This window comes from Streptomyces sp. NPDC059248 (assembly GCF_042753905.1).
Taxonomy (GTDB): Bacteria; Actinomycetota; Actinomycetes; order Streptomycetales; family Streptomycetaceae; genus Streptomyces.
In genome coordinates this window covers 15,771-41,504 of the sequence record NZ_JBHYZV010000059.1, presented here as the reverse complement: position 1 = coordinate 41,504, position 25,734 = coordinate 15,771, and the positions used below count along the sequence as shown (strand labels likewise).

21 protein-coding genes and 1 pseudogene are annotated in these 25,734 nt (G+C 71.5%); 11 read left to right on the top strand and 11 right to left on the bottom strand.

The genetic code is table 11. From position 1 onward, the window contains the following. Positions 1 to 465 precede the first annotated feature (465 nt). On the top strand, positions 466 to 2,277 hold the full coding sequence (locus ACFXG1_RS23680) for an alpha/beta hydrolase (RefSeq protein ID WP_384708700.1): 1,812 nt from the start codon (positions 466 to 468) through the stop codon (positions 2,275 to 2,277). Then, complete coding sequence (locus ACFXG1_RS23675) at positions 2,274 to 2,837, top strand: hypothetical protein (protein WP_384708703.1); 564 nt, start codon at positions 2,274 to 2,276, stop codon at positions 2,835 to 2,837. The genes ACFXG1_RS23680 and ACFXG1_RS23675 overlap by 4 nt, the downstream gene beginning before the upstream one ends. On the opposite strand, the pseudogene ACFXG1_RS23670 reads toward ACFXG1_RS23675, so the two are convergent. Continuing rightward, positions 2,823 to 3,065 (bottom strand): annotated as a pseudogene (locus ACFXG1_RS23670) (helix-turn-helix domain-containing protein); the annotation flags it as partial. The gene ACFXG1_RS23675 and the pseudogene ACFXG1_RS23670 sit on opposite strands and share 15 nt — an antisense overlap. A gap of 91 nt (positions 3,066 to 3,156) precedes the next feature. Here ACFXG1_RS23670 and ACFXG1_RS23665 point away from each other — a divergent pair. Beyond that, positions 3,157 to 3,783 (top strand): SAM-dependent methyltransferase, encoded by a 627-nt coding sequence (locus ACFXG1_RS23665; RefSeq protein WP_384744423.1) that lies wholly within the window; start codon positions 3,157 to 3,159, stop codon positions 3,781 to 3,783. A gap of 93 nt (positions 3,784 to 3,876) precedes the next feature. Further along, complete coding sequence (locus ACFXG1_RS23660) at positions 3,877 to 4,197, top strand: DUF664 domain-containing protein (protein WP_384744421.1); 321 nt, start codon at positions 3,877 to 3,879, stop codon at positions 4,195 to 4,197. Positions 4,198 to 4,212: 15 nt separating this feature from the next. Here the strand turns inward: ACFXG1_RS23660 and ACFXG1_RS23655 are convergent, their stop codons facing one another. Continuing rightward, complete coding sequence (locus tag ACFXG1_RS23655; protein ID WP_384744419.1) at positions 4,213 to 5,244, bottom strand: GlxA family transcriptional regulator; 1,032 nt, start codon at positions 5,242 to 5,244, stop codon at positions 4,213 to 4,215. Between the two features lie 38 nt (positions 5,245 to 5,282). On the opposite strand from ACFXG1_RS23655, the gene ACFXG1_RS23650 reads away from it, so the two are divergent. Further along, positions 5,283 to 6,623, top strand: coding sequence for an MFS transporter (locus ACFXG1_RS23650; RefSeq protein ID WP_384709338.1), 1,341 nt, complete (start codon positions 5,283 to 5,285; stop codon positions 6,621 to 6,623). Positions 6,624 to 6,670: 47 nt separating this feature from the next. Here the strand turns inward: ACFXG1_RS23650 and ACFXG1_RS23645 are convergent, their stop codons facing one another. Further along, entirely contained in the window at positions 6,671 to 7,195 is a 525-nt protein-coding gene (locus ACFXG1_RS23645) for an FBP domain-containing protein (RefSeq protein ID WP_384709335.1), read from the bottom strand. Positions 7,196 to 7,279: 84 nt separating this feature from the next. Further along, the gene (locus ACFXG1_RS23640; protein ID WP_384709332.1) at positions 7,280 to 7,906 is read right to left on the bottom strand and encodes a flavin reductase family protein; all 627 of its coding nucleotides are present in this window, start codon (positions 7,904 to 7,906) and stop codon (positions 7,280 to 7,282) included. A 144-nt stretch (positions 7,907 to 8,050) separates the two neighbouring features. Here ACFXG1_RS23640 and ACFXG1_RS23635 point away from each other — a divergent pair, with 144 nt between their 5' ends. Then, complete coding sequence (locus ACFXG1_RS23635) at positions 8,051 to 8,611, top strand: hypothetical protein (protein ID WP_384709329.1); 561 nt, start codon at positions 8,051 to 8,053, stop codon at positions 8,609 to 8,611. Positions 8,612 to 8,640: 29 nt separating this feature from the next. On the opposite strand, the gene ACFXG1_RS23630 is transcribed toward ACFXG1_RS23635, so the two are convergent. Then, a complete protein-coding gene (locus ACFXG1_RS23630; protein ID WP_384709344.1) occupies positions 8,641 to 9,417 on the bottom strand; it encodes an enoyl-CoA hydratase/isomerase family protein in 777 nt (258 codons plus the stop codon). 83 nt (positions 9,418 to 9,500) lie between these two features. After that, a complete protein-coding gene (locus ACFXG1_RS23625; protein ID WP_384709326.1) occupies positions 9,501 to 11,732 on the bottom strand; it encodes an acetate--CoA ligase family protein in 2,232 nt (743 codons plus the stop codon). A gap of 606 nt (positions 11,733 to 12,338) precedes the next feature. On the opposite strand from ACFXG1_RS23625, the gene ACFXG1_RS23620 reads away from it, so the two are divergent. Beyond that, the gene (locus tag ACFXG1_RS23620) at positions 12,339 to 12,479 is read left to right on the top strand and encodes a hypothetical protein (RefSeq protein ID WP_384709323.1); all 141 of its coding nucleotides are present in this window, start codon (positions 12,339 to 12,341) and stop codon (positions 12,477 to 12,479) included. 308 nt (positions 12,480 to 12,787) lie between these two features. Here ACFXG1_RS23620 and ACFXG1_RS23615 read toward each other — a convergent pair whose 3' ends face one another. Further along, positions 12,788 to 13,948 (bottom strand): flavin-containing monooxygenase, encoded by a 1,161-nt coding sequence (locus ACFXG1_RS23615; protein ID WP_384709320.1) that lies wholly within the window; start codon positions 13,946 to 13,948, stop codon positions 12,788 to 12,790. Between the two features lie 206 nt (positions 13,949 to 14,154). Between ACFXG1_RS23615 and ACFXG1_RS23610 the strand changes: the two genes are divergently transcribed. Beyond that, positions 14,155 to 14,598 (top strand): Zn-ribbon domain-containing OB-fold protein, encoded by a 444-nt coding sequence (locus ACFXG1_RS23610; protein ID WP_384709317.1) that lies wholly within the window; start codon positions 14,155 to 14,157, stop codon positions 14,596 to 14,598. Here ACFXG1_RS23610 and ACFXG1_RS23605 read toward each other — a convergent pair. Together ACFXG1_RS23605 and ACFXG1_RS23600 are read right to left on the bottom strand one after the other, a co-directional pair. Next, a complete protein-coding gene (locus tag ACFXG1_RS23605) occupies positions 14,563 to 15,258 on the bottom strand; it encodes a pyridoxal 5'-phosphate synthase (RefSeq protein ID WP_384709314.1) in 696 nt (231 codons plus the stop codon). The two genes, ACFXG1_RS23610 and ACFXG1_RS23605, sit on opposite strands and share 36 nt — an antisense overlap. 36 nt (positions 15,259 to 15,294) lie before the next feature. Next, entirely contained in the window at positions 15,295 to 16,494 is a 1,200-nt protein-coding gene (locus tag ACFXG1_RS23600) for an acetyl-CoA acetyltransferase (protein WP_384709311.1), read from the bottom strand. A 121-nt stretch (positions 16,495 to 16,615) separates the two neighbouring features. On the opposite strand from ACFXG1_RS23600, the gene ACFXG1_RS23595 reads away from it, so the two are divergent. Both ACFXG1_RS23595 and ACFXG1_RS23590 read left to right on the top strand, forming a co-directional pair. Then, entirely contained in the window at positions 16,616 to 17,917 is a 1,302-nt protein-coding gene (locus ACFXG1_RS23595; RefSeq protein WP_384709309.1) for an acyl-CoA dehydrogenase family protein, read from the top strand. Beyond that, positions 17,914 to 18,402, top strand: a complete 489-nt coding sequence (locus ACFXG1_RS23590) for a nitroreductase family deazaflavin-dependent oxidoreductase (protein WP_384709306.1) — start codon at positions 17,914 to 17,916, stop codon at positions 18,400 to 18,402. Before ACFXG1_RS23595 ends, ACFXG1_RS23590 begins: the two co-directional genes overlap by 4 nt. 97 nt (positions 18,403 to 18,499) lie before the next feature. On the opposite strand, the gene ACFXG1_RS23585 is transcribed toward ACFXG1_RS23590, so the two are convergent. Together ACFXG1_RS23585 and ACFXG1_RS23580 are read right to left on the bottom strand one after the other, a co-directional pair. Then, positions 18,500 to 18,841, bottom strand: coding sequence for a DUF5713 family protein (locus ACFXG1_RS23585; RefSeq protein WP_384709303.1), 342 nt, complete (start codon positions 18,839 to 18,841; stop codon positions 18,500 to 18,502). Positions 18,842 to 18,927: 86 nt separating this feature from the next. Further along, positions 18,928 to 19,800: a phosphotransferase family protein gene (locus tag ACFXG1_RS23580; RefSeq protein ID WP_384709300.1), complete on the bottom strand. Its 873-nt coding sequence runs from the start codon at positions 19,798 to 19,800 to the stop codon at positions 18,928 to 18,930. Between the two features lie 414 nt (positions 19,801 to 20,214). Between ACFXG1_RS23580 and ACFXG1_RS23575 the strand changes: the two genes are divergently transcribed. Then, the gene (locus tag ACFXG1_RS23575) at positions 20,215 to 25,557 is read left to right on the top strand and encodes a SpaA isopeptide-forming pilin-related protein (RefSeq protein WP_384744414.1); all 5,343 of its coding nucleotides are present in this window, start codon (positions 20,215 to 20,217) and stop codon (positions 25,555 to 25,557) included. Positions 25,558 to 25,734 lie beyond the last annotated feature (177 nt).

Sequence of the window (25,734 nt, the reverse complement as noted above, 5' to 3'; positions counted from 1 at the left end):
TTTCGATGCGAACCGTTGGCGGGAAATGTTCGGCATCGAGCCGCCGGGCCCCGGCGGTTCACCGTCAGGTGGCGTGGGCATGTCGCTCGCATCGGCGGCACCCCTCGGGCCGGACTCCTCGGGCCCGCCCGGCGGGGAAGCGGGCGGTATCGGACGGCTACTGCACGGAAGCGCTCCTTGGCGTCAGGCGGCCAAGGCGGCCGGTGACCTGCGGCGGAGCACAGATCAGAGTAAGAGCGCTCTCAACTCGGGCCATCAAGGCGTCACCCAAGGGGGAGTTGGCCTGACCAGTGTTCCCGCGCTTCAGTCGGTGCTCGAGTCGTGGGAGAACAGGCTCGCCTCCGTGCGGGACGAGTGCGCCTACCTGGATGGCGCTCTACTGAAGGTCGCACAGGAATTGCCCGGTGTGGACGGCGATGTGGAAAAGTCCATCGGATCTTCTTCCGGTTCCACGGGTGGGTCTCGATGACCACTGACTTTCTGACCTGGAAGGAACTGCGGGACATCAAATGCTCCGAGCTCGAAGAGGCCGCAAATGCGTGGCACCGGGTTTCCAGCCGTTCCGCCGCTGATCGCGAGACCGTCAGAAGGGCCATGTCGGCCAAGCTCATCGAAACCCAGGAGAGCGAGTCCGCTCAGAAGGCGGTCCTGCGCTTGGGTCGCCTTATTCAGAATTTTGATTATGTAGCTACGGAATGCGGCCTGGTTCGTACGGCTCTGAACGGCCTTTCCGCCGACCTGGCCGGCCCACAACGGCAGTTACGCCTGGCGCTGGACGAAGCTGCCGCGCTGGCGTTCACCGTCAACGCCGATGGTTCGATCTCCTATCCATCCGCGGTCGTGGGGTCCGGCGAAGGCGAGAAGCGCGTACCGGGAGGAATCGCACAGGGTAGTTCGCGCGGTCCCGTGGAGCCGCCCGGTGCGGGTGAGTACGGTAAGCCGCCGCAGATCGTTCCGTACGACCCTCACGGAGACCGGCCTCGATTTGACCTGCAGGTCAACCCTCACGCCAGGGCGGCACAGGACATCGCGGACCGTATCGCCCGCGCCGTCCGATCGGCGGCAGCGGTGGACGCCCGCTATGCCAAGACCCTGAACGGCCTGAGGGCGCCCAAGGGCATGGATGTGACGGAGGCGACTCTGGCGGACATGCGCCGAGACGTGGCCGATGTCCGCACCTCCGCCGGAGGCTATCTCGCCGCCGCTATGCCTGAGGGCGCCTCCCCCGCTGAATACAGGAGGTGGTGGGAGGGGTTGGACGAGGAACAGCGGCGGGAGTACGTGGATATCGCGCCGCAGCTGATCGGGATGTCGGACGGGATTCCCGCCGCGGCCCGGGACGAAGCCAACCGCTCTTATCTACCCGTCCTTATCGAAGAGTTGGAGCGGAGCGGCAGCGACCCCGCCATGCTCGACGGGTTGCGGAAGATCGAGGAGCGGCTGCTGCAGCCCAGCAAGGTCCCCATGTATCTTCTGGGGATCAGCGACGAGGGCAACGGCCGGGCCATTATCTCCTTCGGTAACCCGGACACTTCGCGCAATGTGTCTGCATATGTTCCAGGGCTGGGGACCAAGCTCGACGGCGAGTTCGGCGGCGGTACGGTGAAGCGCGCACTCGACACCGCAGTCGGGGCGCAACGGTACGACAAGTCCACCGCCTCGATCGTCTGGCTCGGGTACGACGCCCCACGACTGGTTGATGTCGTGACGGCGGGGCATGCCGAAAGGGGAGCGCCGGCCTACAACCGCTTCATGTCCGGACTCGTCGCGACCAACGAGCATGACGACCCTCATGTGACAGCTATCGGCCACTCCTACGGATCGCTCACCGTTGGAACGGCGGCCAAGCAGTCGGGTGGCATACCGGGAGTGGACGATATTGTTCTGGTCGGTAGTCCCGGAGTCGGTGTGGAGAGAGCTGCGGATCTCGGGGTGCCACCCGAGCGGGTGTACGTGGGAGCTGCCGACAACGACATTGTGACCAAGTTGCCCCGATTTCCGGAGGTTCTGGTAAGCATTGCGGGCGAAGGCGTGGGTGTATCCGTCCCCGAGAGTTTCTATGACTCGGACGACAACTACTACGGCAAAGACCCCGCCAGCCGGGAGTTCGGCGCGCAGCGTTTCGCGGTGGACGACGGGCCGCGTCCTGTCCGGGACGCCAACCCTGTCGGCGCCCATTCCCAGTACTTCACACCGGAAACGGATCGGGTTTCCGCGGACAACATCGCCCGGATTGTCTCGGGCGAGTACGGCATCAAGACGGAGAGGCACCGGTGACACTGTCGAGCCGTGTGATCCGCAGGGCACTGGCGGCGGTTTCAGCCGTGGTGGTGCTCGGCGGGTGCGGGCTGCTGCCGAGTGGCAAGGAGCGGAAGGAACCCGTCGTGGACATCACCATGAAGGAAGCTGCCGAGAAGGCGGACGCGATGCTGGACGCCACCATGGCGGCCTACGTGCCCCGGATCGAATGGACGCATGATCAGACGACCGAGGGCACATGCGATCTGATCCGCTATCGAACGGTCATGACGATCATCTCCGAGCAGCGGCGCGGGAACTTTCTGGGAGTCACCGAGCGGGTCTGGAAGAAGAACGGTTACGAGATCGTCTCCGTCAACGAGGACAAGGAGCACCCGGCGATCTTCGCGCGCTCGGCGGACGGGTTCGCCATCGGTATGACCATCGGGGACAAGGGGCAGGCGTTCTTCGAGGTCGCCACGCCCTGTGTGCGGCAGTCCGAGGTGCCCGATCCCGCTGTCAGGGCACAGGGGCAGGACTACTCGCACGGGGACGTGCCGTACCCCAATGTGCGGTCACCGTTCTGGTCCGCCGGGTGAGCGGATCCCTACTCGGTAGAGGTCGTCCAGGGGGACGTCGTAGGTGCGGGAGAGCGGGAGCAGCAGCTCCAGCGTCGCCCGGCGCTGTCCGCTCTCCAGCCGGGACAGGGTGCTCTCGGAGATTCCCGTCGCCGCCGCGAGGTCGGCGAGGGTGATACCGCGGGTGCGGCGCAGTGCCCGGAGGCGGGACCCCACGGATCGGAGTACGTCGTCCGTTTCCCGGTCCATCCGGCCATCTTGCCAGAGCGGCAAGATCCCGTGCCGGAAGGCGACGGTCGGGACAAGACTGAGCCTCGTGCCCCCGACCGAAGGAGCCCCGATGAGCACCGACGACCCGATCGCCTTCTGGGACGATTTCTACGCAGGCCGTCCCGCCCCTGCCGAGCCCCGGCCCAACGCGCGGCTCACCGAGACCGTCGCGGGTCTGCCGCCCGGTGACGTACTCGATCTCGGCTGCGGCGAGGGCGGCGACACGCTGTGGCTCGCCCGGAACGGGTGGCGGGTGACCGCCGTCGACGTGTCGGCCGTGGTCGTCGAGCGGGTCGGTGAACTCGCCCGCGCCCACGGCCTGGGCGATCGGGTCACCGCCGAACAGCACGATCTGCGGACGTCCTTCCCGCGCGGCACGTTCGACCTGGTCAGTGCCCACTATCTGCACACTCCCCTCGATCTGGACCGGGCGACCGTCCTGCGGACGGCCGCGGACGCGCTGCGCCCCGGCGGGCTGCTGCTGGTCGTCGACCACGGGTCGACCTCGCCCTGGTCCTGGGTCCAGGACCCCGATATCCGGTATCCGGGCCCGCTGGAGGTCGCCGCGGGGCTCGATCTGGACCCGGCGGTGTGGACCGTCGAGCGGGCCGACGCGCCCCGCCGGATCGCCGCCGGGCCGGAGGGGAGGACCGCCGAGGTCACCGATCACGTGCTGGTCGTGCGCCGTGCCGCGTGAACGCCGTGCCGTGCCGTGCGTCGGCAGTGCCGTGCCGTGCGTCCGCAGTGCCGATCGCCTCGACCCGCCCGATTCCGTGAGGAGTGACCGGCCATGACCGGGTCGACCGGCCGCCGTCGTGACACCCCGCCGCCCAGGACCGGCAGCGGTGAGGCCGATGTGCTGCGCGGCTTCCTCGGCTATCTGCGGGCGTCGATCGCCGCGAAGGTCGAGGACGCCCCCGAGCCGGGGGTGCGTACCGCCGCCGTACTCGACGGATGCGCCGATCTCGGCGCGCCCCTGCCGAGGACCCGGGGGAACGGCCCCGCGCCCAGAGCCCGGTGGGCCCTCACCCATCTGATCGAGGAGACCGGCCGGCACGCGGGCCACGCGGACATCATCCGCGAACTGCTCGACGGCGCGACGGGCCGCTGACGACGGGGTGCCCCGTCAAACGCGGGGGCACTCCCCGCGGAACGTACGGCGGTACGCCGTCGGGGACACCCCCAGCGCCGACTGGAAGTGCGCCCGCATCGACTGCGCCGTACCGAATCCCGAGTCCCGCGCCACCAGGTCCATCGGCAGCTCCGTCGACTCCAGCAGCCGGCGGGCCCGTTCGACCCGCTCCCGGGTGATCCACTGGCCGGGGCTGACGCCGACCTCCTCGCGGAAGCGTCGGGTCAGGGTGCGGACGCTCATCGACTCCTGTTCCGCCAGGTCGCGGAGGAGGATCGGCTCGTGGAGGCTGGCGAGGGCCCAGGCGCGGGCCTTCGACGTGCCGGGGGCGTGCGACTCGGGGACCGGGCGGTGGACGTACTGCGCCTGGCCGCCGTCGCGGTGCGGCGGGACGACACTGCGGCGCGCCGTGTCGTTGGCGACCGCCGCGCCGTGGTCGCGCCGCACGATATGGACGCACAGGTCGATACCCGCGGCGACGCCCGCCGATGTGAGGACGTCGCCGTCGTCGACGTACAGCACATTCGGATCCACCCGGACGGACGGGAACAGCCGCTGGAACCGGTCGGCCCACCACCAGTGCGTGGTGGCGGGCCGGCCGTCGAGGAGTCCGGCGGCGGCGAGGAAGAAGCTGCCGGTGCAGATGGACGCGATCCGGGTGCCGGGACGGATCCGGGCGAAGACGTCCCGCAGCCCGTCCGGCAGCCGCCCGTCCTCATAGACCTCGGAGGGTTGGTACGCGGCGGGGACGATCACCGTGTCGGCGTGCTCCAGCTCCTCGGGGCCCCGCTCGATATGGACGTCGAAGTCGCTGTTGGCCGGTACCCGGCCCGGTACGGGCGTACAGCTCACGACGTCGTACAGCGGCTCGCCCGACGTGCCGTGGGCGCGGCCGAAGATCCGGTGCGGGATGCTCAGTTCGAAGGGGATGACGTCGGGCAGGGCGAGTACGACCACGCGATGCGGACTCGTGCGGTGGTTCGGGGCGGTGGTGCCGGGGGCGGTCGTGCGGCGGTCGCCGGTCATGGCCCGATCTTAGCGAATGCTGTCCTTCGGGCCACTCGATGGCGTATCCCGGTCGGCGGAAGCTGGTGGCCGTGACCGAAGTGACGCACAGACCCTCCCCTCCCGAGCCCCGACTCCCGTCCCGGCCCCGTGTGCACCGCGCCTGGTTCGTCGCCGCCGTGACCTTTGTGACGATCATCGGCGCCGCCGGCTTCGCCTCCCTGCCCGGCCTGTTGATCGAGCCGCTGCACGAGGAGTTCGACTGGTCGCGGGGCACCATCGGCTTCGCGGTCTCGGTGAACCTCGCCCTCTACGGGCTGACCGCGCCGTTCGCCGCCGCCCTGATGGACCGGTTCGGGATCCGCCGGGTCGTCGCCTTCGCCCTCACGGTGATCTCCGTCGGTTCGGCGCTGACCGTGACGATGACCGCCGCCTGGCAGCTCGTCCTCTTCTGGGGCGTCCTCGTCGGACTCGGCTCCGGCTCGATGGCCCTCGCCTTCGCCGCGACCGTCACCAACCGCTGGTTCGTCGCCCGGCGCGGCCTCGTCACCGGCGTCCTCACCGCGGCGGGCGCCTCGGGACAGCTGGTCTTCCTGCCCCTGCTGTCATGGCTGGTGGAGGAGCGCGGCTGGCGCCCGGCCGCGATCACCGTCGCACTCGCCGCGCTCGCCGTCGTCCCCCTGGTCTGGCTGCTGCTGCGGGACCACCCGGCGGACATCGGAATCCCCGCCTACGGCGCCGAGAGCGTCACGCCCAAGCCGCCGCCGGTGAAGGGCGCGGCGCGGCGCGCGGTGACGGTACTGGTCGACGCCGCGCGTACGGGCCCCTTCTGGCTGCTCGCCGGAACCTTCGCGATCTGCGGGGCGACCACCAACGGCCTGGTCAAGACCCATTTCATACCGGCCGCCCACGATCACGGGATGGCGATCACGGCGGCGGCGTCGCTGCTCGCGGTGATCGGCGTCTTCGACGTCATCGGCACGATCTTCTCCGGCTGGCTCACCGACCGCTACGAGGCGCGGCGGCTGCTCGCCGTCTACTACGCCCTGCGTGGTGTGAGCCTGATGTTCCTGCCGATGCTGCTGGGGCCGTCCGTCCAACCCTCGATGATCTTCTTCATCGTCTTCTACGGACTGGACTGGGTCGCCACCGTTCCGCCGACGATCGCGCTCTGCCGGGAGTACTACGGCGACGACAGCGCCATCGTCTTCGGCTGGGTGCTGGCATCGCACCAGATCGGGGCGGGTGTGGTGGCCTTTGCGGGCGGGGTGGCGCGGGACGCCTTCGGCTCGTACGACGTGGTCTGGTACGCCTCCGGGGCGCTCTGCGCGATGGCGGCGCTGATGGCCCTGGTGATCCGCCGCAGGGCGGGCGAGCGGGCCCCGGCGGGTGCGGCTTAGGGTCGTCGGGGGGCCTCAGGCGTTCAGGGGCTCAGGTGCGCAGGCGCTCAGTCGGCCAGGACCTTCGCGACGAACGCGCCGAGGTTGCCGTACAGCCGGGTCGTCTTCTCCTCCGCCGTGAGGCTCTCCTCGTGCTGCCGGGTCCGCAGCTTCGGCTGCCGCTTGCCGCGGATATAGAGGGAGCAGGCGAGATCGGCGCAGAAGTAGACGCCGACCGTGCTGCCCTCACGGCCGCGCGGGCCCGCGAGCGGCGCGACGAGGAGGGAGACACCGGACGAGGCGTGACCGGTGAGGCAGATATTGCACATACTGGATTTGAACGCGCTGGTGTTGCCGCTGCCGGGCACCCGCAGGCTCAGCCCGAGCGGGGTCTCGGCGCCCGGCCCGGGGAGGACGCCCCCGGGGAGGACGAGATACGCGCGCTGGGGCGCGCCCGGGTCCACCCAGCCGAGGAAGTCGAGATCGGCCCAGGAGGTGTCACCGAAGTCCGTCGGCAGCCGGAGCCGCTTGGCCTCCCCCTTCGTACAGTTCACGAAGGACGAACGGATCTGTTGATCGGTGAGCGGTTCCATGGGACCGACGATAGGCGGGACCGGCTGCCCGGAGCATCCCGTTTTCGTGTGCCGGGGGTCTCCGGCCCCGGTGACCCCCGCGGGTCAGCTCTCCAGCCGCCGGAACCGTCCGCCGTGGAAGATCAGCGGGTCCCCGTCCCCGGCCGTCCCGAGGGCCTCGACCCGGCCGACGATGATGAGGTGGTCGCCGCCGGTGTGCACGGCGTGGACCGCGCAGTCCACCCAGGCCGACACTCCGTCCAGCAGCGGTGCCCCGGTCACCGGCGCGGGCCGGTGCGCCACCCCGGCGAACTTGTCGCCGCCGCTGACCGCGAACCCCCGGCACAGCCCGTCCTGGGTCTCGCCGAGGACATTGACGCAGAAGACCCCGGCACGGGCGATCCGGGGCCAGGTCCTGGAGGACCGGCCGACCATGAACACCACGAGCGGCGGATCGAGCGACAGCGACGAGAACGACTGGCAGGCGAACCCGGTGGGCCCCTCCTCGTCCCGTGCGGTGATCACGGTGACCCCGCTGGCGAACCGCCCCAGCACCCGGCGGAACTCCGTACCGTCGACGGGCGCGCGCTCGCCGTCCCGTACCGCCCGCAGCTCGGCCCGGGGATGCTTCTCGTACGCCTCCGGGGCCGTCGCCGGGCCCGCGGTGGTCGGTGCTCCCGCGGACCGCAGATAGCGGACGGCGGTGGCGGCCATGCCTGCGTGTCCCATCATTCCCCCATTGAAGCTGACGGTATGTCAGATAGGAAGGTGCCGGACGAGGCGAGGGCGAGTGAGCGGGCCCGGTCGGCGGGCGTATCGTCCTCGACGAGGGGTTCCCGGCTCCGGGTCCCCGTCCGAACAGGGGGTCGTCGTCGGATGTCCGTCTCGTCGCTGTCGTCGCGCTCCGCGCCGTACACCCAGCGCGATCTGAGGCTGTCGGGCGCCGCCTTCGCCTGCGCCGTCGCGCAAATGGCCGTCGTCCTGGTGTCCGGCACGCTGATCATGGGGTTCTCCGAGGGCATCTCGATGACCGTGACGCTGGCGATGGTCCTGCTCGTCTACGCGCCCCCCGTCGTGTTCGTCTCCGGTGCGCTGATCAGCCTGGCGTACGTCCTGCCCGTGCTGGCCCTCGCCGACTGGGCCGTGGGCCGGCGGGGCGGGTTCGTACGGTGGTGGCGCGCCGGGGGCGTGCTGGGGCTCGGGGCGCTGTACGCCGTGCCGTTCGTCGTCGACAGCCCGTCGGTCTACCCCTTGGCCTGGGCACTGGTCTGCCTCTCCGCCGTACTGCCGCTGCTCGTCACGGCCCGCGCGGACCGGGCCGACCGCCCGGGCCGCCCGGCCGGTTCCCGGATCCGGCTCGCCCCCTGGCTCTGGGGCCTCGCCCTGGTCTGGCTGAGCGCCGTCGTCATCGCCTTCGCGGTCCTGGCCGCGCCATAGCCCCCGAGGCCGTGACGCCCGTCCCGGTGTCAACGGCCCTCGTACCCCGGGGCGCGGCGCTCCCGGAAGCTCGTCACCCCCTCGTTCGCGTCGTACGTCGTCATCGCCAGCTCCACGGCCGCCGCCTCCGCCGCGAACGCCGCGGCCCGGTCCGACTCCAGGGACTGATCCACCAACTGCTTGGTCAGGGCTATCGACCGGGTCGGGCCCCCGGCCAGCCGCTCGGCCCACTCACGCGCCGTCTTCTCCAGAGCGGCCGCCGGGACCACCCGGTTGACCAGGCCCAGGCGCTCCGCCTCGACCGCCCCCAGGGCGTCGCCGAAGAACATCAGCTCCTTGGCCTTCCGGGGGCCGATCAGCCGGGGCAGCAGATACGCGCCCCCGCCGTCGGGGACCAGACCCCGGCGGACGAAAACCTCGATGAACCGGGCCTCCTCCGCGGCGATCACCAGATCGCAGGCGAGGGCCAGATGCGCGCCCAGGCCCGCCGCCGTGCCGTTGACCGCCGCGATCACCGGCTTCTCGCAGTCCATGACCGCCGCGATGAAGCGCTGCGCACCGCGCCGGATCAGCCGTGCCACGTCCCCGGCCACCCGCTCGCCCGCGGGCGCGCCGCCCCGCAGGTCGGCACCCGCGCAGAAAGCCTTGCCCGTCGCGGTGATCACGACCGCCCGGACGGCCCGGTCGGCGGAGGCGTCGGCCAGCAGGGCGATCAGCCGCTCGCGCTGGCCGAGGGTGAGCGCGTTCATGGCGTCGGGGCGGTTGAGGGTGAGCCACAGGACCCCGTTCTCCACCCGGTGGAGCACATCGGGCGTCTGCGGTGCCTCCCGTGCGTCTGGTGCGTCCGGTGCGTCCGGTGCGTCCGGTGCGTCCGGTGCCTTAAGGGTGTTCACCGGCAGACCGCCAGTGCGTCCAGTGCCACCGCGCCCTGACCGCGCGGCAGGACCATCAGCGGGTTGATGTCCAGCTCGGAGAGGTCGTCGCCCAGCTCCAGCGCCATCCGCTGGACCCGCAGCACCACCTCCACCAGGGCGTCCACATCCATCGGCGGCCCGCCGCGCACCCCGTCCAGCAGGGCCCGGCCGCGCAGTTCGGCCAGCATGGCGCGGGCCTGGCCCTCGCCGAACGGCGGGACGCGGACGGCGGTGTCCCGCAACACCTCGACCAGGACGCCGCCGAGCCCGACGGTGACCGTGGGGCCGAAGAGGTCGTCCCGGCTGACACCGACGACCATCTCCACCCCCTGCTCGACCATCTGGCAGACGAGGATGCCGTCGAGATCGCCGCCCTCGTAGCGGGCGATGTCGGTCAGCTCCCGGTAGGCGTCCCTGACCTGGCTCGCCGAGGTCAGCCCGATCTTGACCAGACCCAGCTCGGTCTTGTGGGCGAGGCTGCTGCCGGATGCCTTCATCACCACCGGATAGCCCACCTGACCGGCCGCGCGGACCGCCGCCGCCGCGCTGGTGACCAGCTGTTCGCGCGGGACCCGTATGCCGTAGGCGCGCAGCAGTTGCTTGGCCGCGTGCTCACTCAGCCGGCTGCCCGGTTTCATCAGCGCCCCCGCCTTGCGGAACGACGGGGAGGGGGTGCGCGGCGCCTCGTCGAAGGGGGAGCGGTAGCCGGTGGTGAAGCGGTGGTGGTCCAGATACGCGCCGACGGCGGTGACACAGTTGGCGAAAGTGCGGAAGGTGGCGACCCGGGAGGAGCCCAGCAGGGTCTCCCGATAGGCCGCCTCCGTCCCGACGGGGGAGCCCCACACCACGCACACCAGCTTCTCCGTCTCCTCCGCCGCGTCCACCAGATCCCGGGCCAGCCGGTCGCTCATCGGCGGAAAGGGGCCGGTGATCGGGCAGATCAGAACCCCCACGTCCGGGTCGGCCAGAATCGCGTCGATGATCTTCCGGCCGCGCCAGTCGCCGACCGGATGGCCGCCGTTGTCCACGGGGTTGGCCACATGCAGATACTCCGGGATCCACTGGTGCAGTTCGGACTGCTTCGCAGCGGAGAGCCGGGGCAGCCGCAGCCCCGCGGCGGTCGCCAGATCGGCGAAGTGGGCCCCGGTGCCGCCGGAGATCGAGTAGACCGCGACACCGTCGGCGAGCGGTTTGCGCGCCCGTGCCAGCAGGGCCGAGGTGTCCTGCAATTCATCCAGACCGTCGACCCGGATGACGCCGTACTGCCGCATCGCCGCGTCCACGACCTGGTCGGCGCCGGTGAGTTTGCCGGTGTGGGACGCGGCCGTCCGCGCCCCGGTCTCCGTACGGCCGACCTTGACGGCGACCACCGGGATCCCGCGCCGGGCCGCCCGGTCGGCGGCGAGGAGGAAGGAGCGGCCGTCCTTGAGCCCCTCCACGTAGCAGGCGATGGCACCGACCTCCGGCCGTTCGGCAAAGTACGAGATGAAGTCGGCGGTCTCCAGATCGGCCTCGTTGCCCGTGGGCGCCCAGTGGGAGAGCCGGATGCCCAGCTCCTGGAGGGTGAAGACAGGCCGCCCCTGGTGGCCGGACTGGGTGATCAGGGCGATGGCCGGTCCTTCGAGGTCGTCGCGGAACTCCTCGAAGGCGTTGAGATTGGTGTTGGGGCCCAGGAGCCGGATCCCCGCGCGCTCCACGGCGGCGGCGAGCCGGACCTGGGCCGCCGCACCCTCGTCGCCGGTCTCCGCGTAACCCGAGGCGAAGGCGACGGCGAACCGGACCTTGGCCTCCGCCAGTTCGCCGATCAGCGGCAGCGGATCGCCGACCAGCAGCGCCGCGAGATCGACCGGCTCCGGCAGATCGCCGACGCGCGGGACGCACGGGAGCCCGAAGACTTCCCGGCGCGTGGGGTGCACCGGATACAGCCGGGTCCCCATCCGCTCCGCCCAGGCGATCAGCCGGCGGGTGATACCGGTGTTCGGGCGGCCCTCCGCGTCGGAGGCCCCGACGACGGCGACCGAGGACGGGCGGAAGAAGCGGTCGAGGTCGGGCACCGGCGCGTACAGGGGGCGACCGCTGACGTCCCTGTCCCCGGCGGACGCGGTGACGGACGCGCTGTCGTGTACGGCGTCGCGGGGGTGCTCCCCGCAGGCGACGACGCGCGCACGGAGGTCGGAGGTGAGGGTGCCGTGAGTAGATCCAAGCATCGGTGAGCCCCGCTCCTGCTCGTTGTCCTGACTCATTGCTGTGTCGGATGGGGTCGGGCCGGGTCGTCGGGTGCGCCGGGCGCGCACCTGCCTCGGGCTTTCTCGCCGACCCTTAACTGACGCATAGTCAGATTAGCGACCTGACGCCATGTCAGGAACAGGCGTGCAGGGAAAGGGCGGTGCCATCACGCTCTGTGTGACCCTTGCCATTTCTTTACCCTCGGCCTCCGGTCGTCAGACGCCGATATTCGGACTGATGTGTCCGGCCTCACACTCGCCCGGTGCCTGCGGCCCCGTGGATCCCGGGCGGTCGAACCGTGGCGAACCGATGGCCTGAAGTCGACCGTGCGTCATATCGTCCGGCGGCCGGTGAGTGCCCGGTGGGCTGCCGTTCGGTGCTGTCCCAGGGGTCCCTGTGGTCACACCAGTTCCGGCCGTTGCGGTTCCCCGGCCCCGCGGCCGACCCGGTGGACGGCGCTGAGCTGCGCCGTAATAGGGAGAGGTGATGATTCGCTCTCACGTACGATGCCCAGGCTGACAACAACGGGGTGGGGGCCGCCGGATGGCGCATGGTCACACCCTTGCGACGAATCCGGAGGGAAAGGTATGAGTGTGCTGAACGGACCCGCTGTCCCGGCGCTGGCCGGAAAGGACGTGGGCGGGGTCTTCGCGACGTCGTTCGACCCCGACTGGGAGCCCGGCGCGGCCGGGGTCGACCCGGAGTGGGAGCCCGGCTGCCGACGGTAGTCGTAGCCCGACGACCGTGGTGACGCACAGCCGCGCCTGACCGCGCGGTACAGCAGAGGACCGGTGACCGGACGCGGCCGGCGCCGGACACTCAGCTCGTACGTCGCACACATCGTCACCCGCCCGGGAGTGTCCCGGGAACGCTTCGGGAGCGTCCAGGAACGCGCGGTGAAGGCGAAACCCGCGCGCGTCCGACGGATTCCCGGTAGTTCAGGGCCCGGCAGTGCAGGGCCCGGTAGTTCAGGGCCAGCGGCCCGGTGGCCGGCGGCCCACGGTGGCCCGGTAGTGGCCCATGGCGGCCCAACGGCTCAGTGCCGGGCGACGGCCCCGGCGATCCTCGGGGCGTCGAGAGCGATCTCCCGCAGCATGCCGGAGATCGGATTGGTGAAGCCGGTGAAGTAGAGACCCGGCGCGCCGGCCGGACAGCTCCGGCCCCGTACCCGCGGCCCGCCCAGGGCGTCGAGGACACCGAGATGGCCGAGCATCTTCTCCAGACCCCGCTCGTAACCCGTCGCCGCGATCACCGCGTCCGGTGAGATCCGCGAACCGTCGGCGAGTACGACCTCGTCCCCGTCGAACGACTCCAGCGCCGCGACCGGCTCCACCTTCCGCGCGCGTACGGCCCGCACCAGGCCCACGTCCTGTACCGGTATCGCGCCCTGTCTCGCCCGGGTGTAGAGCCCCGCCTCAGGACGCGGCAGCCCGTACGCGGCCAGATCGGGCACCGCGACCGCCGCCTGGAGCCGCGCCAGCCGGTCCACCAGGAACACCGGCAGCCGCCGGGCCGCGATCGCGCTGCGCTGCGACGGCCAGCCCAGGGTGCTGCGGCGCACGATGTGCGGGGGTGTGCGGACCGCGAGCCTGACCCGCGCCGCACCGCCGTCGGCCAGATCGACCGCGATCTCGGCGCCCGTGTTGCCCACGCCCACGACGAGCACGTCCCGGTCCGCGTACGGCGCGGCGTCGCGATAGCCGCTCGCGTGGATCAAGGGCCGGTTGTACGAGGACGTTCCCGGCGGGTCGGGCAGGCGCGGGGTGTGGTTGTAGCCGGTGGCGACGACGACCGCGCGCCCGGTGAGCCGCCGGCCGCCGGTGGCGTGGAGCAGCCAGCCCGGCCGTCCGCCCGGGGTCGCCGGCGGGGCGGGTTCGACCCGGGTGACCTCGACGCCCGTGACGACTTCCAGCTCATGGAATGCGGCGTACTTCTCCAGATAGCGGACCATGTCGGCCCGCGATACCCACCGCCCGAACGCCCGGGGCAGCGGCAGCCCCGGCAGCCCGGACAGCCGCCGGGGCGTGTGCAGCCGCAGCCGGTCGTAGTGCCCGCGCCAGGACGCGCCGACCGCCGGGGACTTCTCCAGCACGACCGCGCGTACGCCCCGTTCGCGCAGGGCCGCGGCGGTCGCGAGACCGGCGGGGCCGCCCCCGATGACATAGACGGGCAGGTCCGCGGTGCGGTCGATGTCCATGATGCGTGAGCGTAATCGCGTGGTCACTTGATGGGTCTCAGTCAAGAAGGGAATCGATTGCGAATTGATCACGCGGGAACGGTGGTGTTCGTTCGGGATCGAGTGGGTCCGTGTCCCGCGCGTTTTGTGCGCGCTTGTGGTCGAGGTCTTGAAGTGACGAGTCGTCAATTGGATGGTGGGGGAGACGAGGAGAGGAGGGCCGCCAGATGTCCGCGGCGGTGCCCGATATCGATGACTTCACCCGCGCGTACTGGGACGCGGCGGCGGACGGGGTGTTGCTGATCCGCCGCTGCGGCGCCTGCGGGCGGCCGCACCACTACCCGCGCGAACTCTGCCCGCACTGCTGGAGCGACGACGTCGCCTGGGAGCGGGCGAGCGGCCGCGCGACGCTCTATACCTGGTCCGTCGTCCACCGCAACGACCTTTCGCCGTTCGGCGAACGAGTCCCGTACACGGCCGCGGTCGTGGATCTCGCGGAAGGGGTGCGGATGATGACGGAGGTGGTGGACTGCGCGCCGGACCGCCTGTGGATCGGCATGCCACTGACCCTCGCGTTCCGCGCCGAGCCTCCCCTCAGGATCCCGGTCTTCCGCGAGCCGGGACCCCTTCCGGGCTCAGGGCCACAGGAGTGTGCGGTGCCAGGCCGCTGAGGGGGCGCGGTGGTAGTGGAGGCGGATATGGCGGCGGGTCGCGTCGCCCTGGAAGAACTCCACGTCGGACGGGGTCAGGACGTACCGGGTCCAGGTCGGGACCGGTGCTTCGGGCTCCGTTTCGGCCCGGTGCCACGCGGCGCGGGAGGCCGCGGCCAGGGTCGGGAGGTCGGGCAGCGGCTCGCTCTGCCGCCCGGTGAGGGCCGCGGCGAGCGCGCCCGTGGACCGGGCGTGCAGATCGGCCAGGCTCTCCGCGGCGTCCGCGGCCGCGACCAGGCCCCGGATCCGGACCTGGCGCCCCTGCACCGGCCAGTAGAAGCAGAGCGCCGCGTCCGGGCGGGCGGCCAGCTGCCGGCCCTTCGCGCTCGTGGCATGGGTCGCGAAGTGCCAGCCGCGCGCGTCGGCGTCGTGCAGCATCACGATCCGTACATCGGGCGCGCCGTCCTCGCCCGCCGTCGCCAGGGACATGGTGTGCGCCTCGGACTGCCCCGCCGCGACGGCCTCCGCGAACCAGCGGTGGAACAGCGGCAGCGGTGCCCCGGGCGCCTCGTCCGGGTCGAAGGAGGGCAGCGGTTGCTCCCAGACGCGCTGGGCGTGCAGGAGTGTGCGGAACTCCTCCTGGGCCCGGTCGGGTACGGAGGCGGACGGCGGGATGGTCATGGGCCGATCGTCCCAGAAGCCCCCGCGTCGCGGGTATCAGTCGCGGCCGAGGACGACCGTCGCCGACGAGCAGAACCACCCACCCGTCGCGGACGCCACCGCCAGCCGGGGCGCGGCCCCGTCCGGGCGGTGGACCTGGTGCGGGCCCGCGTCGCCGCGGAGTTGGCGTACCGCCTCCACCAGGAGGAAGAGCCCCCGCATTCCCGGATGGCAGGCGGAGAGCCCGCCGCCGTCGGTGTTCACGGGCAGCTCGCCGCCGGGACCGATCCGGCCGTTCCCGACGAACGCGCCGCCCTCGCCCTTGGCGCAGAACCCGAGGTCCTCCAGTGTCACCAGGGTCATATAGGTGAAGGCGTCGTAGATCTCGGCGATGTCCATCTCGGCGGGGGAGAGCCCGGCCCGTTCGAAGGCCAGCCGCCCGGAGACGGCGGCCGGGGAGACGGTGAAGTCCTCCCACTCGGACATGGTGGCGTGGGAGACGTACTCACCGGTCCCGAGGACCCACACGGGCGGCTTCGCGCAGTCGGGTACGTACTCGTCGGCGACGAGCAGGACCGCGCAGCCGCCGTCGCTGCGGATACAGCAGTGCAGCTTGGTGAACGGGTCCGCGATCATCGGCCCGTCGAGGACCTCGTCCACGGTGAGCGGGGTACGGAACATGGCCTCCGGGTTGCGCGCCGCGTGTGCCCGGGTCTGGACGGCCACCTCGGCGAGCTGCTCCAGCGTCGTGCCGTACTGGTGCATATGGCGGCGGGCCGCCATCGCGTACTTGGCGATCAGGGTGTGCCCGTACGCCACCTCGAACTGGAGCGGGCCCCTGCCGCCGAAGGAGAGGTCGCCGGTACGGCGCCGGGCGCGGATGTCGGCGCGCGCGGTGGAGCCGTACACCAGCAGAACGGCGTTGGCGTGCCCGGCCGCGATGGCGTCGGCGGCGTGCGCGGCCATCACCTCCCAGGTCGCGCCGCCCACGGAGGTGGAGTCCACCCAGCGGGGCCGCAGCCCCAGATACTCCGCGACCTCGACCGGCGCGAGGGTGCCGAGCCCGGCGGAGCCGAAGCCGTCGATCACCGAACGGTCGAGCCCCGAGTCGGCCAGCGCCCTGCGGGCGGCCTGGGCGTGCAGGGCGTAGGGGGTGGGCCCGTCGACCCGGCCGCACTCCGACAGGGCGACTCCGACGACGGCGACCCCGCGCGAACGGCCGGGGGCGCGGAAGGCGGCGGTGGGGGTGGCGGTCATGTTTCTGACGGTACATCAGATGGTGGAGCCCGGGCAGAGGGGTGTCCATCCGGGGTGAGCGGTTCTAATATGACGGCCCGTCAGAAGTGGAGTCTCCATGGACATGGATACGCCTACGCGCATGGGCACGCCTGCGCACACGGACACGTCTGCGCGCGCGGATACGGACACGTCTGCGCCCACGGATACGGACCCCGAGGGCGGCGCCGCCGTCACCCGTGCGGAGATCCGGCGCACCCTCCGGGAACTGCTCGCGAAACGGTCCGACACTGCGCGGGTCAGGGCGGCCGTGGGAACCGCGACGGGATACGACCCCGAACTGTGGCGCACCCTCTCCGAACGGCTCGGCCTGCCCGGACTCGCCCTGCCCGAGGAGTACGGGGGCGTCGGATGCGGGCTGCCCGAACTGGCCGCCGCCGGAATGGAGACCGGGCGCTTCCTGGTCCCGTCCCCGCTGCTCGCCACCGCCGCACTCGCCGCCCCGCTGCTGGCCCGGCTCGGCACGCCTTCCCAGCGGGCCGCGCTGCTGCCCCGTATCGCCGACGGCTCCCTGACCTGCGCCCTCGCGGTACCCGGCGGGGCGCTCGCCACGGCGCTCGGGCTCCTCGCCGAGACCCCGGGCGACGGGGGCTGGGCGGGTGGCGGACGCGCCGGAGGCGTCCAGGCCCGGCGGGCGGATGACGCCTGGTCGCTGTACGGCGAGACGGACCAGGTGCTCGACGGTCACAGCGCCGGTCTGCTGCTGGTCGCCGCGCACACCGGCGGCTACCCGCGCAGCCGGACGCTCCTCTATCTCGTCCGCGCCGACGCGCCCGGCCTGACCCGGGTCCGCAGGACCGTACTGGACGAGACCCGCCCCCAGGCCGGGGTCCAACTGCGCGACTGCCCGGCGGAGCTGCTCGGCCCCGGGGGCGGCGCTGAGGGCGATGGTGGGGTCGCCGCCGGGGAGGACGGGGCGCCGGTCGTCGCCGCGCTCGCCGAGACGGGCGCCCGGGCCGCCGCGTTCGTCGCCGCCGAGGCGGTCGGCGCGGCGGAGAGCGCTCTGGAACGCACCATCGACCATGTACGGACGCGGAAACAGTTCGGGCGGCCCATCGGCTCCTTCCAGGCAGTCAAACACCGGCTCGCGGATCTCTATGTCTCGGTCGGGTCGGCCCGCTCGGCCGCCGCGTGGGCGGCCGGGCGACCGGAGGACGCGGGCCTCGCCCTCGCCCAGGCGCTGGAGGCGCTGCGGACGGTCGCGGCGGAGACCGTCCAGCTGCATGGCGGTATCGGCTTCACCTGGGAGCACGACGCGCATCTGTTCTTCAAACGGGCGGCCGCCGACGAGCTGCTGTTCGGCCCCGTCCACCGGCTGCGGGCCCACGCGGCCGACCGGTCAGGACTGTTCGCCCAAGACCCGGAGGAGGTCCGAGCCGAATGAGCCGTACGGCGATCCTGCGCGCGGTCCAGCGGATGTCGGCGTCCTCCGCCTTTCTGAAGGTCGGGCCCCATGTGGTGCCCGCGGTGGACCGCGCGGTCCACCGCCTCACCCGGGGGCGGGTCCTCCTCTCCGCGAGCCTCCTCCCCGGGGTCGTCCTCACCGCCCGGGGCGCGCGGACGGGCCTGCCCCGGACGATCCCCCTCGCCGCACTCCACGAGCCCGACGCCGACGCGTGGATCCTCGTCGGCTCCAACTTCGGCCGGCCCGCGCACCCGGCCTGGACCACGAACCTCATCGCCCACCCGGATGCGGCCGTCAGCTGGCGGGGGCAGGACATCGCGGTCCGGGCTGAACTGCTGACGGGGGAGGAGCGGGCCGTGGCGTGGGGGAGGCTGCTGGTGTTCTGGCCGCCCTACGGCGCGTACGAGCGCCGTACTGAGCGGGAGCTGAGGGTCTTCCGGCTGACCCGTACCGCGGGTGGGTAGGGCGCGGTGTCTCGACGTGGGTGGTGCCGTGGAGTGCCGACCGCGCGCCGTCGTGGGCTTGTCGCGCAGTTCCTCGCGCCCCCAACAGCCCTGGGGGTTACCAGTCGCGGGCGGCGACCAGGTCCTCCATGTCGGCCTGGGGGAAGCCGTACGCGGTGGCGACGAAGTGGAAGTTCACGGCTATCTCGTCGCGGGCCACCGTCTCGATCTCGCTTCCCGCCGCCCACAGCTCCTCGTTGAGCGCGTTGAAGCGCTCCGTCGCAGGCTCCGTCAGGGCGTAGAGCGCCGGGAGGTCCGCCGGGCGGTCCCGTTCGATGCGCTCGCACAGGTCCCGCAGGATGGCCCGGCCCTTGTCGACCAGGTGTTCCGGAAAGTACGAATCCCCGCGCAAGCCCTCCAGGAAGGAATGTCCCGACACCTTCTCGTTGGTGATCGCCATCGCGCCGCCCCGCCCTCCGCCGTGCCGTTCGGTCCGTCGTTCCGATAGTGCACCACGGCACTGACAACGGGACCGAGGGGCGAGGCTCAGAGGTCGAGCGGGGTGAGCTGCCAGGCGCGGCGGCGCTGGGTGCGGAGCAGGGGCAGCGGGCTGTCGTCGGAGCCGTGGAGCCGGTCCGCCAGCCGGATCAGTGTGTCGCAGCGGGCCAGCCACAGGCCCCGCAGACAGATGTCGGGACCGTAGGAGGCGAGCGCCGAGGCCCGTACCGCGGCGGGGGCGCCGATGGCGATCGCGAGTCCCGCGATGTCCTCCGCCGGATCCCCGAGCGCCGCGTCCGTCCAGTCCAGGACTCCGGTGATCCCGCCGTCGTCGCCGATCAGCAGATGCTCGCCCTTGAGGTCGTTGTGGAGGAGGACGGCCGAGTCCGGGTCGGCGGGCGGCGGGGCCCCGGCCAGTCGCCGCCGGACCAGCCCGGCGTCCAGGGAGCGGTCGGCCGTCAGCAGCCGGGCCGCGGCCAGCGCCCGGTCCCCGAGACCGGCCGGGTCCCGTACGGGCTCCGGGGGCAGGGCGATCCCGGGCGCGGCGGCGGGGTCGTACGACCGCAGTGCCGCGAGCATCCCGGACAGGTCCAGTTCCCCGGCGCCCGACACCGGCCGTACCTCGGCGGACCGCCCCGGGAGCAGGGTGTCCACGGTGTACGAGAGCCCCGGCGCCCACTCGCCCGCCGCCGTGCTCCCGGGGACGGGCACCGGCAGCCGGGGCCGCAGGGCGTCCCGCAGGGCGACTTCTCGGCGCTGACGCCGGGTCACGTCCTCGTCCGTCGCCAGTCTCAGGACCCGGTCGTCACCGATGAGCCAGGTCGCGTGCTCGCCCCCTTCCGCGACCGGGCGGACGGGGGTGCCGTCGAGGGCGAGCAGTCGGCGTACGGCGTCGGCGTCGAGAGGCGCGGGCTGGGGCATATGGAGTCGTTCCCGGTCGGATCGAAGACGTATCGGAGACGGATCAAAGACGGATCAGGGACGTATCGGAGACGTCATCGAAGGCTTGTCGAAGGCGGAGGCACGGAACCGGGGCGCGGAACCGGGTGGACGGACAGTCGCGGTCGCGGTCGTCGCACCCCGGCCGAGCCTGCCTCTCGGGTGCCCCGTCGCGCCAACGAATATCCCGACGAATATCCATGGGACTTCCCCGCTCCGCGCCGCTGCCCCGCTACCGCCACCGGGTCCACTCCCGCTCACACCGGAGGGTGATTGTCGGATCTTTCCGGGCGACCTGCGAAGAGTGTCGCCGGGCCCCCGGCTGCCGCCCTGATCAGCCTGTCGGATGGAGGCCCCTAACGGGACATTCCGCACCTAACGAGAGAAGTCGATGTGATGAGAGCAGTTCTCGCGCGACTGCGACAACGCTCCTGGACGACGGGCGTCGCCTGTGCAGTCCTGGCGGCGTCCGCACCCGCGCTCGCGCTGGGGCCGGGTATGGCCTCGTCGGCGCTCGCGGCACCGGTCCCGGAGGCGACGGTCCACGCGTCGACCGGGTCCGGTACGGAGAAGGAGAGCGACCGGGGCGACGGCGCCCGGGGCGCGAAGGCCGCCGAGGCCACCAAGAGCGGCGGCGCCAAGAACAAGGCGGCCGGGAAGAGCAAGGCCGGGAACAAGGCCGGGAAGGCCAAGCCGCGGTCCCTCAAGCCGCACAAGGCCCAGCTGCGCCGCGCGCCGCTGCCGGGCGGTCTCGGCCCCTGCATCCCCGGCACCCCGCCGTGCCCGAACCCGTACCCCCCGATCAACAACGGCCCCATCGCCGGCCGCGACAACAACATCAACATCTTCGCGGGCGGCAACTTCAACGTTCGCGAGCGGGCGGCGGAGGCCGAGGGCAAGGTCGTCGTCCTCGGGAACTTCGATCAGGACAAGGTCGCGGGCGCCAGCTCCATCTACAACATCGGCATCGTCGGGGTGGGCTCGCGCGTGCCCCCGGACAATGGCACCGACTTCCTCACCACGGGCGGAAACGTCACTGTGGCGGCCGGCGAGAGCCTGCTCGCCGACGGCGGCGTCGTACGCCACGCCGGCACCGCGTCCGGCACCATCACCGGCACGGTCGTCCAGGACCCCAACGCGGCGGCCCCCTACACGGCCCTGCGCGACGAGCTGACCGGCGCCAGCCAGTGCTACGCGCGGACCGAGGACGGCGCCAGCCGCCCGGCCACGGGTACGGCGGTCAACGAGGGCGGCCAGACCACCTTCACCGGTGACGGCACCTCCGCGCTCCAGGTCTTCAACGTCAATTTCGACATGCAGTCGACCTCCGGCGGTCAGCAGGGGCTCGTCTTCAACAACATCCCCGCCAACGCCACGGTCCTCGTGAACGTGCTGGGCGCCAACCGCACGATCAACACCTACAGCGGCAGCCCCTTCGACACGGACCCGCTCAACCAGATCCGTGAGCGGCTGCTGTGGAACTTCCCCGACGCCGCCACGGTCGGCCTGCGCGGCACCGGCCAGTTCCAGGGCAGCGTGCTGATCGGCAACCAGGCGTCGAACACGACCGTCACCCTGCCGGGTACCAACGGCCGCTTCTTCTCCACCGGCAACATCACCCACACCAGCGTCGTGGGTGGCGGCGGTGGCCAGGAGTTCCACGCCTACCCCTTCAACGGCGATCTGCCGGACTGCTCCGTCGTGGTCCCGACCGCGCCGGTCACGGTCGTCAAGGAGGACGCGACGACGGGCGCCCCGCTCGCCGGCGCGACCTTCCAGCTGTGGGAGGAGACCAACGGCGTAGCGGGTCTCCAGACCACCGGCGCCTCGCCCGACTCGCAGATCGGCTCCCCGTGCGTCACCGGGGCGAACGGTCAGTGCTCCACGACCGTCCAGCCCGGTACGTACTACTGGCAGGAGACGGCGGCCCCGCCCGGGTACGACCTCCCGGCCAACCCCGTCTTCCCCGTCATCCTGACCGCCGACGACGTCCCGGCCGGAGTCACCGTCACGGCGGACAACAGCCGGACCCCGGTCACGGGTGAGATCTCCGTCGAGAAGACCGACTCCGACACCGGCGCCGCGCTGCCCGGGGCGATCTTCGAGCTGTGGCAGGAGACCAACGGCGTCGCCGGTCTCCAGACCGCGGGCGCCGACCCGGACACCCAGCTCCCGCCGGACTGCACCACGGACGTGGTCGGCGAGTGCGCCAGGATCGTGCCCACGGGTACGTACTACTGGCGTGAGGTCTCCGCGCCGCCCGGGTACGACCTGCCCGCCGTCACGGTCTTCCCGCTCACCCTCACCGAGGAGAACGCGGCGCAGGGCGTGAACGTCGACGTCACCAACACCCGCACCCCGGTTCCGCCGGGCGAGGGCCCGGTGACCGTGGTGAAGGTGGACTCGGAGACCGGCGCCCCGCTCGCGGGCGCGGTCTTCCAGTTCTGGCACGAGACGAACGGGGTCGCCGGACTCCAGACGTCCGGCGCCACGCCCGACACCCTCGTCCCGCCGGACTGTACGACCGACACCGAGGGCCGGTGCACCCGGGACGTGGTCGCCGGTACGTACTACTGGCGGGAGATCACCCCGCCGCCCGGCTACCAGCTGCCGGCCAGCCCGGTCTTCACCCTCACCCTCACCGAGGACGACATCCCCGGAGGGGTGTCGGTGACGGCGGAGAACGTCGCGATCCCCGAGCCCCCCATCACGGGTGATGTCACGGTCGTCAAGGAGGACGCCGCGACCGGCGCCCTGCTGGCGGGCGCGGTGTTCCAGCTGTGGGAGGAGACGAACGGGATCCCCGGTCTCCAGACCACCGGCATCAACCCGGACACCACCATCGGCGCCCCCTGCACGACGGGCGCGAACGGCGAGTGCGTCCGGACCGTCGAGACCGGCCAGTACTACTGGCAGGAGACGGCGGCCCCGCCCGGGTACGACCTCCCGGCGGACCCGGTCTTCGGCCCGCTGGTACTGACCGAGGAGAACGCGGCCGACGGTGTCAGCATCACGGCCGAGAACACCGCGACCGCTCCGGTCACCGGTGATGTCTCGGTGGTGAAGGAGGACTCGGTCACGGGCGACCCGCTCGCCGGTGCCGTGTTCCAGCTGTGGGAGGAGACGAACGGGATTCCCGGTCTCCAGACCATCGGGATCAACCCGGACACCACTATCGGTGCGCCGTGTACGACGCCCGCCAATGGGACGTGCACGGAGACCGTCGAGGTTGGTCAGTACTACTGGCAGGAGACGGCGGCGCCGCCGGGTTACGACCTGCCGCTGAATCCGGTCTTCCCGGTCACGCTGACCGAGCAGAACGCCCCCCAGGGTGTCACGGTCACCGCGACCAATGTCAGGACTCCGCCGGGTGAGGCGCCCGTCACTGTGGTGAAGGTGGACTCGGAGACGGGCGACCCGCTCGCGGGTGCCGTGTTCGAGCTGTGGGAGGAGACCAACGGCGTGCCGGGTCTCCAGACCACGGGCGCGGACCCCGACACGTTGCTTCCGCCGTCGTGCACGACGGGTGCCAACGGTCGGTGCAGCCGGGATGTGGTCCCGGGGACGTACTACTGGCGGGAGACGGCCGCTCCGGCGGGCTACGACCTGCCGGCGAACCCGGTCTTCCCGATCGTCCTGACGGAGGGCGAGATTCCGGGCGGTGTCACCGTCACGGCCGAGAACATCGCGACCGCTCCGGTCACCGGTGATGTCTCGGTGGTGAAGGAGGACTCGGTCACGGGTGACCCGCTCGCCGGTGCCGTGTTCCAGCTGTGGCGGGAGACCAACGGGATCCCGGGCTTGCAGACGACCGGCATCAATCCCGACACGACCGTCGGCGCCCCTTGCACGACGCCTGCGAACGGGACGTGCACGGAGACGGTCGAGGTCGGTCAGTACTACTGGCAGGAGACCGCGGCCCCGCCCGGGTACGACCTGCCGCTGAATCCGGTCTTCCCGGTCACGCTGACCGAGCAGAACGCCCCCCAGGGCGTCACGGTCACCGCGACCAACGTCAGGACTCCGCCGGGTGAGGCGCCGGTGACCGTGGTGAAGGTGGACTCGGAGACGGGCGACCCGCTTGCGGGCGCGGTCTTCCAGTTCTGGGAGGAGACGAACGGGGTTCCCGGTCTCCAGATCGCGGGGGCGAACCCGGACACGTTGCTTCCGCCGTCGTGCACGACGGGTGCCAATGGCCGGTGCAGCCGGGATGTGGTTCCGGGGACGTACTACTGGCGTGAGACGGCCGCTCCGGCGGGCTATGACCTGCCGGCCAACCCGGTCTTCCCCGTCGTCCTGACGGAGGGCGAGATCCCGGGCGGTGTCACGGTCACGGCCGAGAACGTCGCGACCGCTCCGGTCACCGGTGATGTCTCGGTGGTGAAGGAGGACTCGGTCACGGGCGACCCGCTCGCCGGTGCCGTGTTCCAGCTGTGGGAGGAGACGAACGGGATTCCCGGTCTCCAGACCATCGGGATCAACCCGGACACCACTATCGGTGCGCCGTGTACGACGCCTGCGAACGGGACGTGCACGGAGACCGTTGAGGTTGGTCAGTACTACTGGCAGGAGACGGCGGCGCCGCCGGGTTACGACCTGCCGCTGAATCCGGTCTTCCCGGTCACGTTGACCGAGCAGAACGCGCCGCAGGGTGTCACGGTCACCGCCACCAACGTCAGGACCCCGCCTGGTGAGGCGCCGGTCACCGTGGTGAAGGTGGACTCGGAGACCGGGGACCCGCTTGCGGGCGCGGTCTTCCAGTTCTGGGAGGAGACCAACGGGGTTCCCGGTCTCCAGATCGCGGGGGCGAACCCGGACACGTTGCTTCCGCCGTCGTGCACTACGGGTGCCAACGGTCGATGCAGCCGGGATGTGGTTCCGGGGACGTACTACTGGCGTGAGACGGCCGCCCCGGCGGGCTACGACCTGCCGGCGAACCCGGTCTTCCCGATCGTCCTGACGGAGGGCGAGATCCCGGGCGGCGTCACGGTCACGGCCGAGAACACCCGGACGGCCCCCGTCCGCGGTGACGTCTCCGTCGTCAAGGCGGACTCGGTCACCGGTTCCCCGCTCGCGGGCGCGGTGTTCCAGCTGTGGCGGGAGACGAACGGGATTCCCGGTCTCCAGACCATCGGCATCAACCCCGACACGACCGTCGGCGCCCCTTGCACGACGCCCGCCAACGGGACGTGCACGGAGACCGTCGAGGTCGGTCAGTACTACTGGCAGGAGACCCAGGCCCCGCCCGGGTACGACCTGCCGGCGAACCCGGTCTTCCCGGTCACCCTGACCGAGCAGAACGCCCCCCAGGGCGTCACGGTCACCGCCGAGAACACCCGGACCCCGGTCCCGCCCACCGGCGAGATCGAGATCCACAAGACCGACGCCAAGAACGGCAAGGACCTGGAAGGCGCCGTCTTCGAACTGTGGGAGGAGACCAACGGTGTCGCCGGTCTCCAGATCAGGCCGGTGAACGGCACCCCCGCCGACACCCGTGTCGGTCCGGGCTGCGCCACGGACAACGAAGGTGTCTGCACCTTCGACGAGCTGGAACTCGGTACGTACTACCTGCTGGAGACGGATGTGCCCGAGGGCTACGTCCTGCCGGCGAACCCGGTGAAGGGCCCCTTCACCATCACGGCCGAGAACGCCGACCAGCCCGTCCTCGTCGAGATCGCCAACAAGCGCGGCGAGCCCGGCAAGGGCAAGGGCGGCAAGGGCGGCAAGGGCAAGGAGTGACAACCGCATAGCGGAGTGGCGTACGGCCGGGCCACCGGTCCGCGCCGTACGCCACTCGCACCCGATACACCCGATACACCCGACAGGGGAAGCGGACGGCCGGACACCACCGGCCGTCCGCTTCCTTTCGTGTGTCTCGGCGTGTCTCGGCGTGTCTCTTGTACGTGCCGTCCGCCG

Excerpts from the sequence above, each read along its gene's own strand:
- ACFXG1_RS23665 (WP_384744423.1), top strand. The coding sequence starts at position 3,157 with ATGAGCACCGACGACCCGATCGCCTTCTGGGACGATTTCTACGCAGGC.
- ACFXG1_RS23650 (WP_384709338.1), top strand. The coding sequence starts at position 5,283 with ATGGCGTATCCCGGTCGGCGGAAGCTGGTGGCCGTGACCGAAGTGACG.
- ACFXG1_RS23595 (WP_384709309.1), top strand. The coding sequence starts at position 16,616 with ATGGGCACGCCTGCGCACACGGACACGTCTGCGCGCGCGGATACGGAC.
- ACFXG1_RS23610 (WP_384709317.1), top strand. The coding sequence starts at position 14,155 with ATGTCCGCGGCGGTGCCCGATATCGATGACTTCACCCGCGCGTACTGG.
- ACFXG1_RS23645 (WP_384709335.1), bottom strand. The coding sequence starts at position 7,195 with ATGGAACCGCTCACCGATCAACAGATCCGTTCGTCCTTCGTGAACTGT.
- ACFXG1_RS23575 (WP_384744414.1), top strand. The coding sequence starts at position 20,215 with ATGAGAGCAGTTCTCGCGCGACTGCGACAACGCTCCTGGACGACGGGC.
- ACFXG1_RS23680 (WP_384708700.1), top strand. The coding sequence starts at position 466 with ATGACCACTGACTTTCTGACCTGGAAGGAACTGCGGGACATCAAATGC.
- ACFXG1_RS23600 (WP_384709311.1), bottom strand. The coding sequence starts at position 16,494 with ATGACCGCCACCCCCACCGCCGCCTTCCGCGCCCCCGGCCGTTCGCGC.
- ACFXG1_RS23655 (WP_384744419.1), bottom strand. The coding sequence starts at position 5,244 with ATGACCGGCGACCGCCGCACGACCGCCCCCGGCACCACCGCCCCGAAC.
- ACFXG1_RS23585 (WP_384709303.1), bottom strand. The coding sequence starts at position 18,841 with ATGGCGATCACCAACGAGAAGGTGTCGGGACATTCCTTCCTGGAGGGC.
- ACFXG1_RS23605 (WP_384709314.1), bottom strand. The coding sequence starts at position 15,258 with ATGACCATCCCGCCGTCCGCCTCCGTACCCGACCGGGCCCAGGAGGAG.
- ACFXG1_RS23615 (WP_384709320.1), bottom strand. The coding sequence starts at position 13,948 with ATGGACATCGACCGCACCGCGGACCTGCCCGTCTATGTCATCGGGGGC.
- ACFXG1_RS23640 (WP_384709332.1), bottom strand. The coding sequence starts at position 7,906 with ATGATGGGACACGCAGGCATGGCCGCCACCGCCGTCCGCTATCTGCGG.
- ACFXG1_RS23625 (WP_384709326.1), bottom strand. The coding sequence starts at position 11,732 with ATGCTTGGATCTACTCACGGCACCCTCACCTCCGACCTCCGTGCGCGC.
- ACFXG1_RS23580 (WP_384709300.1), bottom strand. The coding sequence starts at position 19,800 with ATGCCCCAGCCCGCGCCTCTCGACGCCGACGCCGTACGCCGACTGCTC.
- ACFXG1_RS23620 (WP_384709323.1), top strand. The coding sequence starts at position 12,339 with ATGAGTGTGCTGAACGGACCCGCTGTCCCGGCGCTGGCCGGAAAGGAC.
- ACFXG1_RS23660 (WP_384744421.1), top strand. The coding sequence starts at position 3,877 with ATGACCGGGTCGACCGGCCGCCGTCGTGACACCCCGCCGCCCAGGACC.
- ACFXG1_RS23635 (WP_384709329.1), top strand. The coding sequence starts at position 8,051 with ATGTCCGTCTCGTCGCTGTCGTCGCGCTCCGCGCCGTACACCCAGCGC.
- ACFXG1_RS23590 (WP_384709306.1), top strand. The coding sequence starts at position 17,914 with ATGAGCCGTACGGCGATCCTGCGCGCGGTCCAGCGGATGTCGGCGTCC.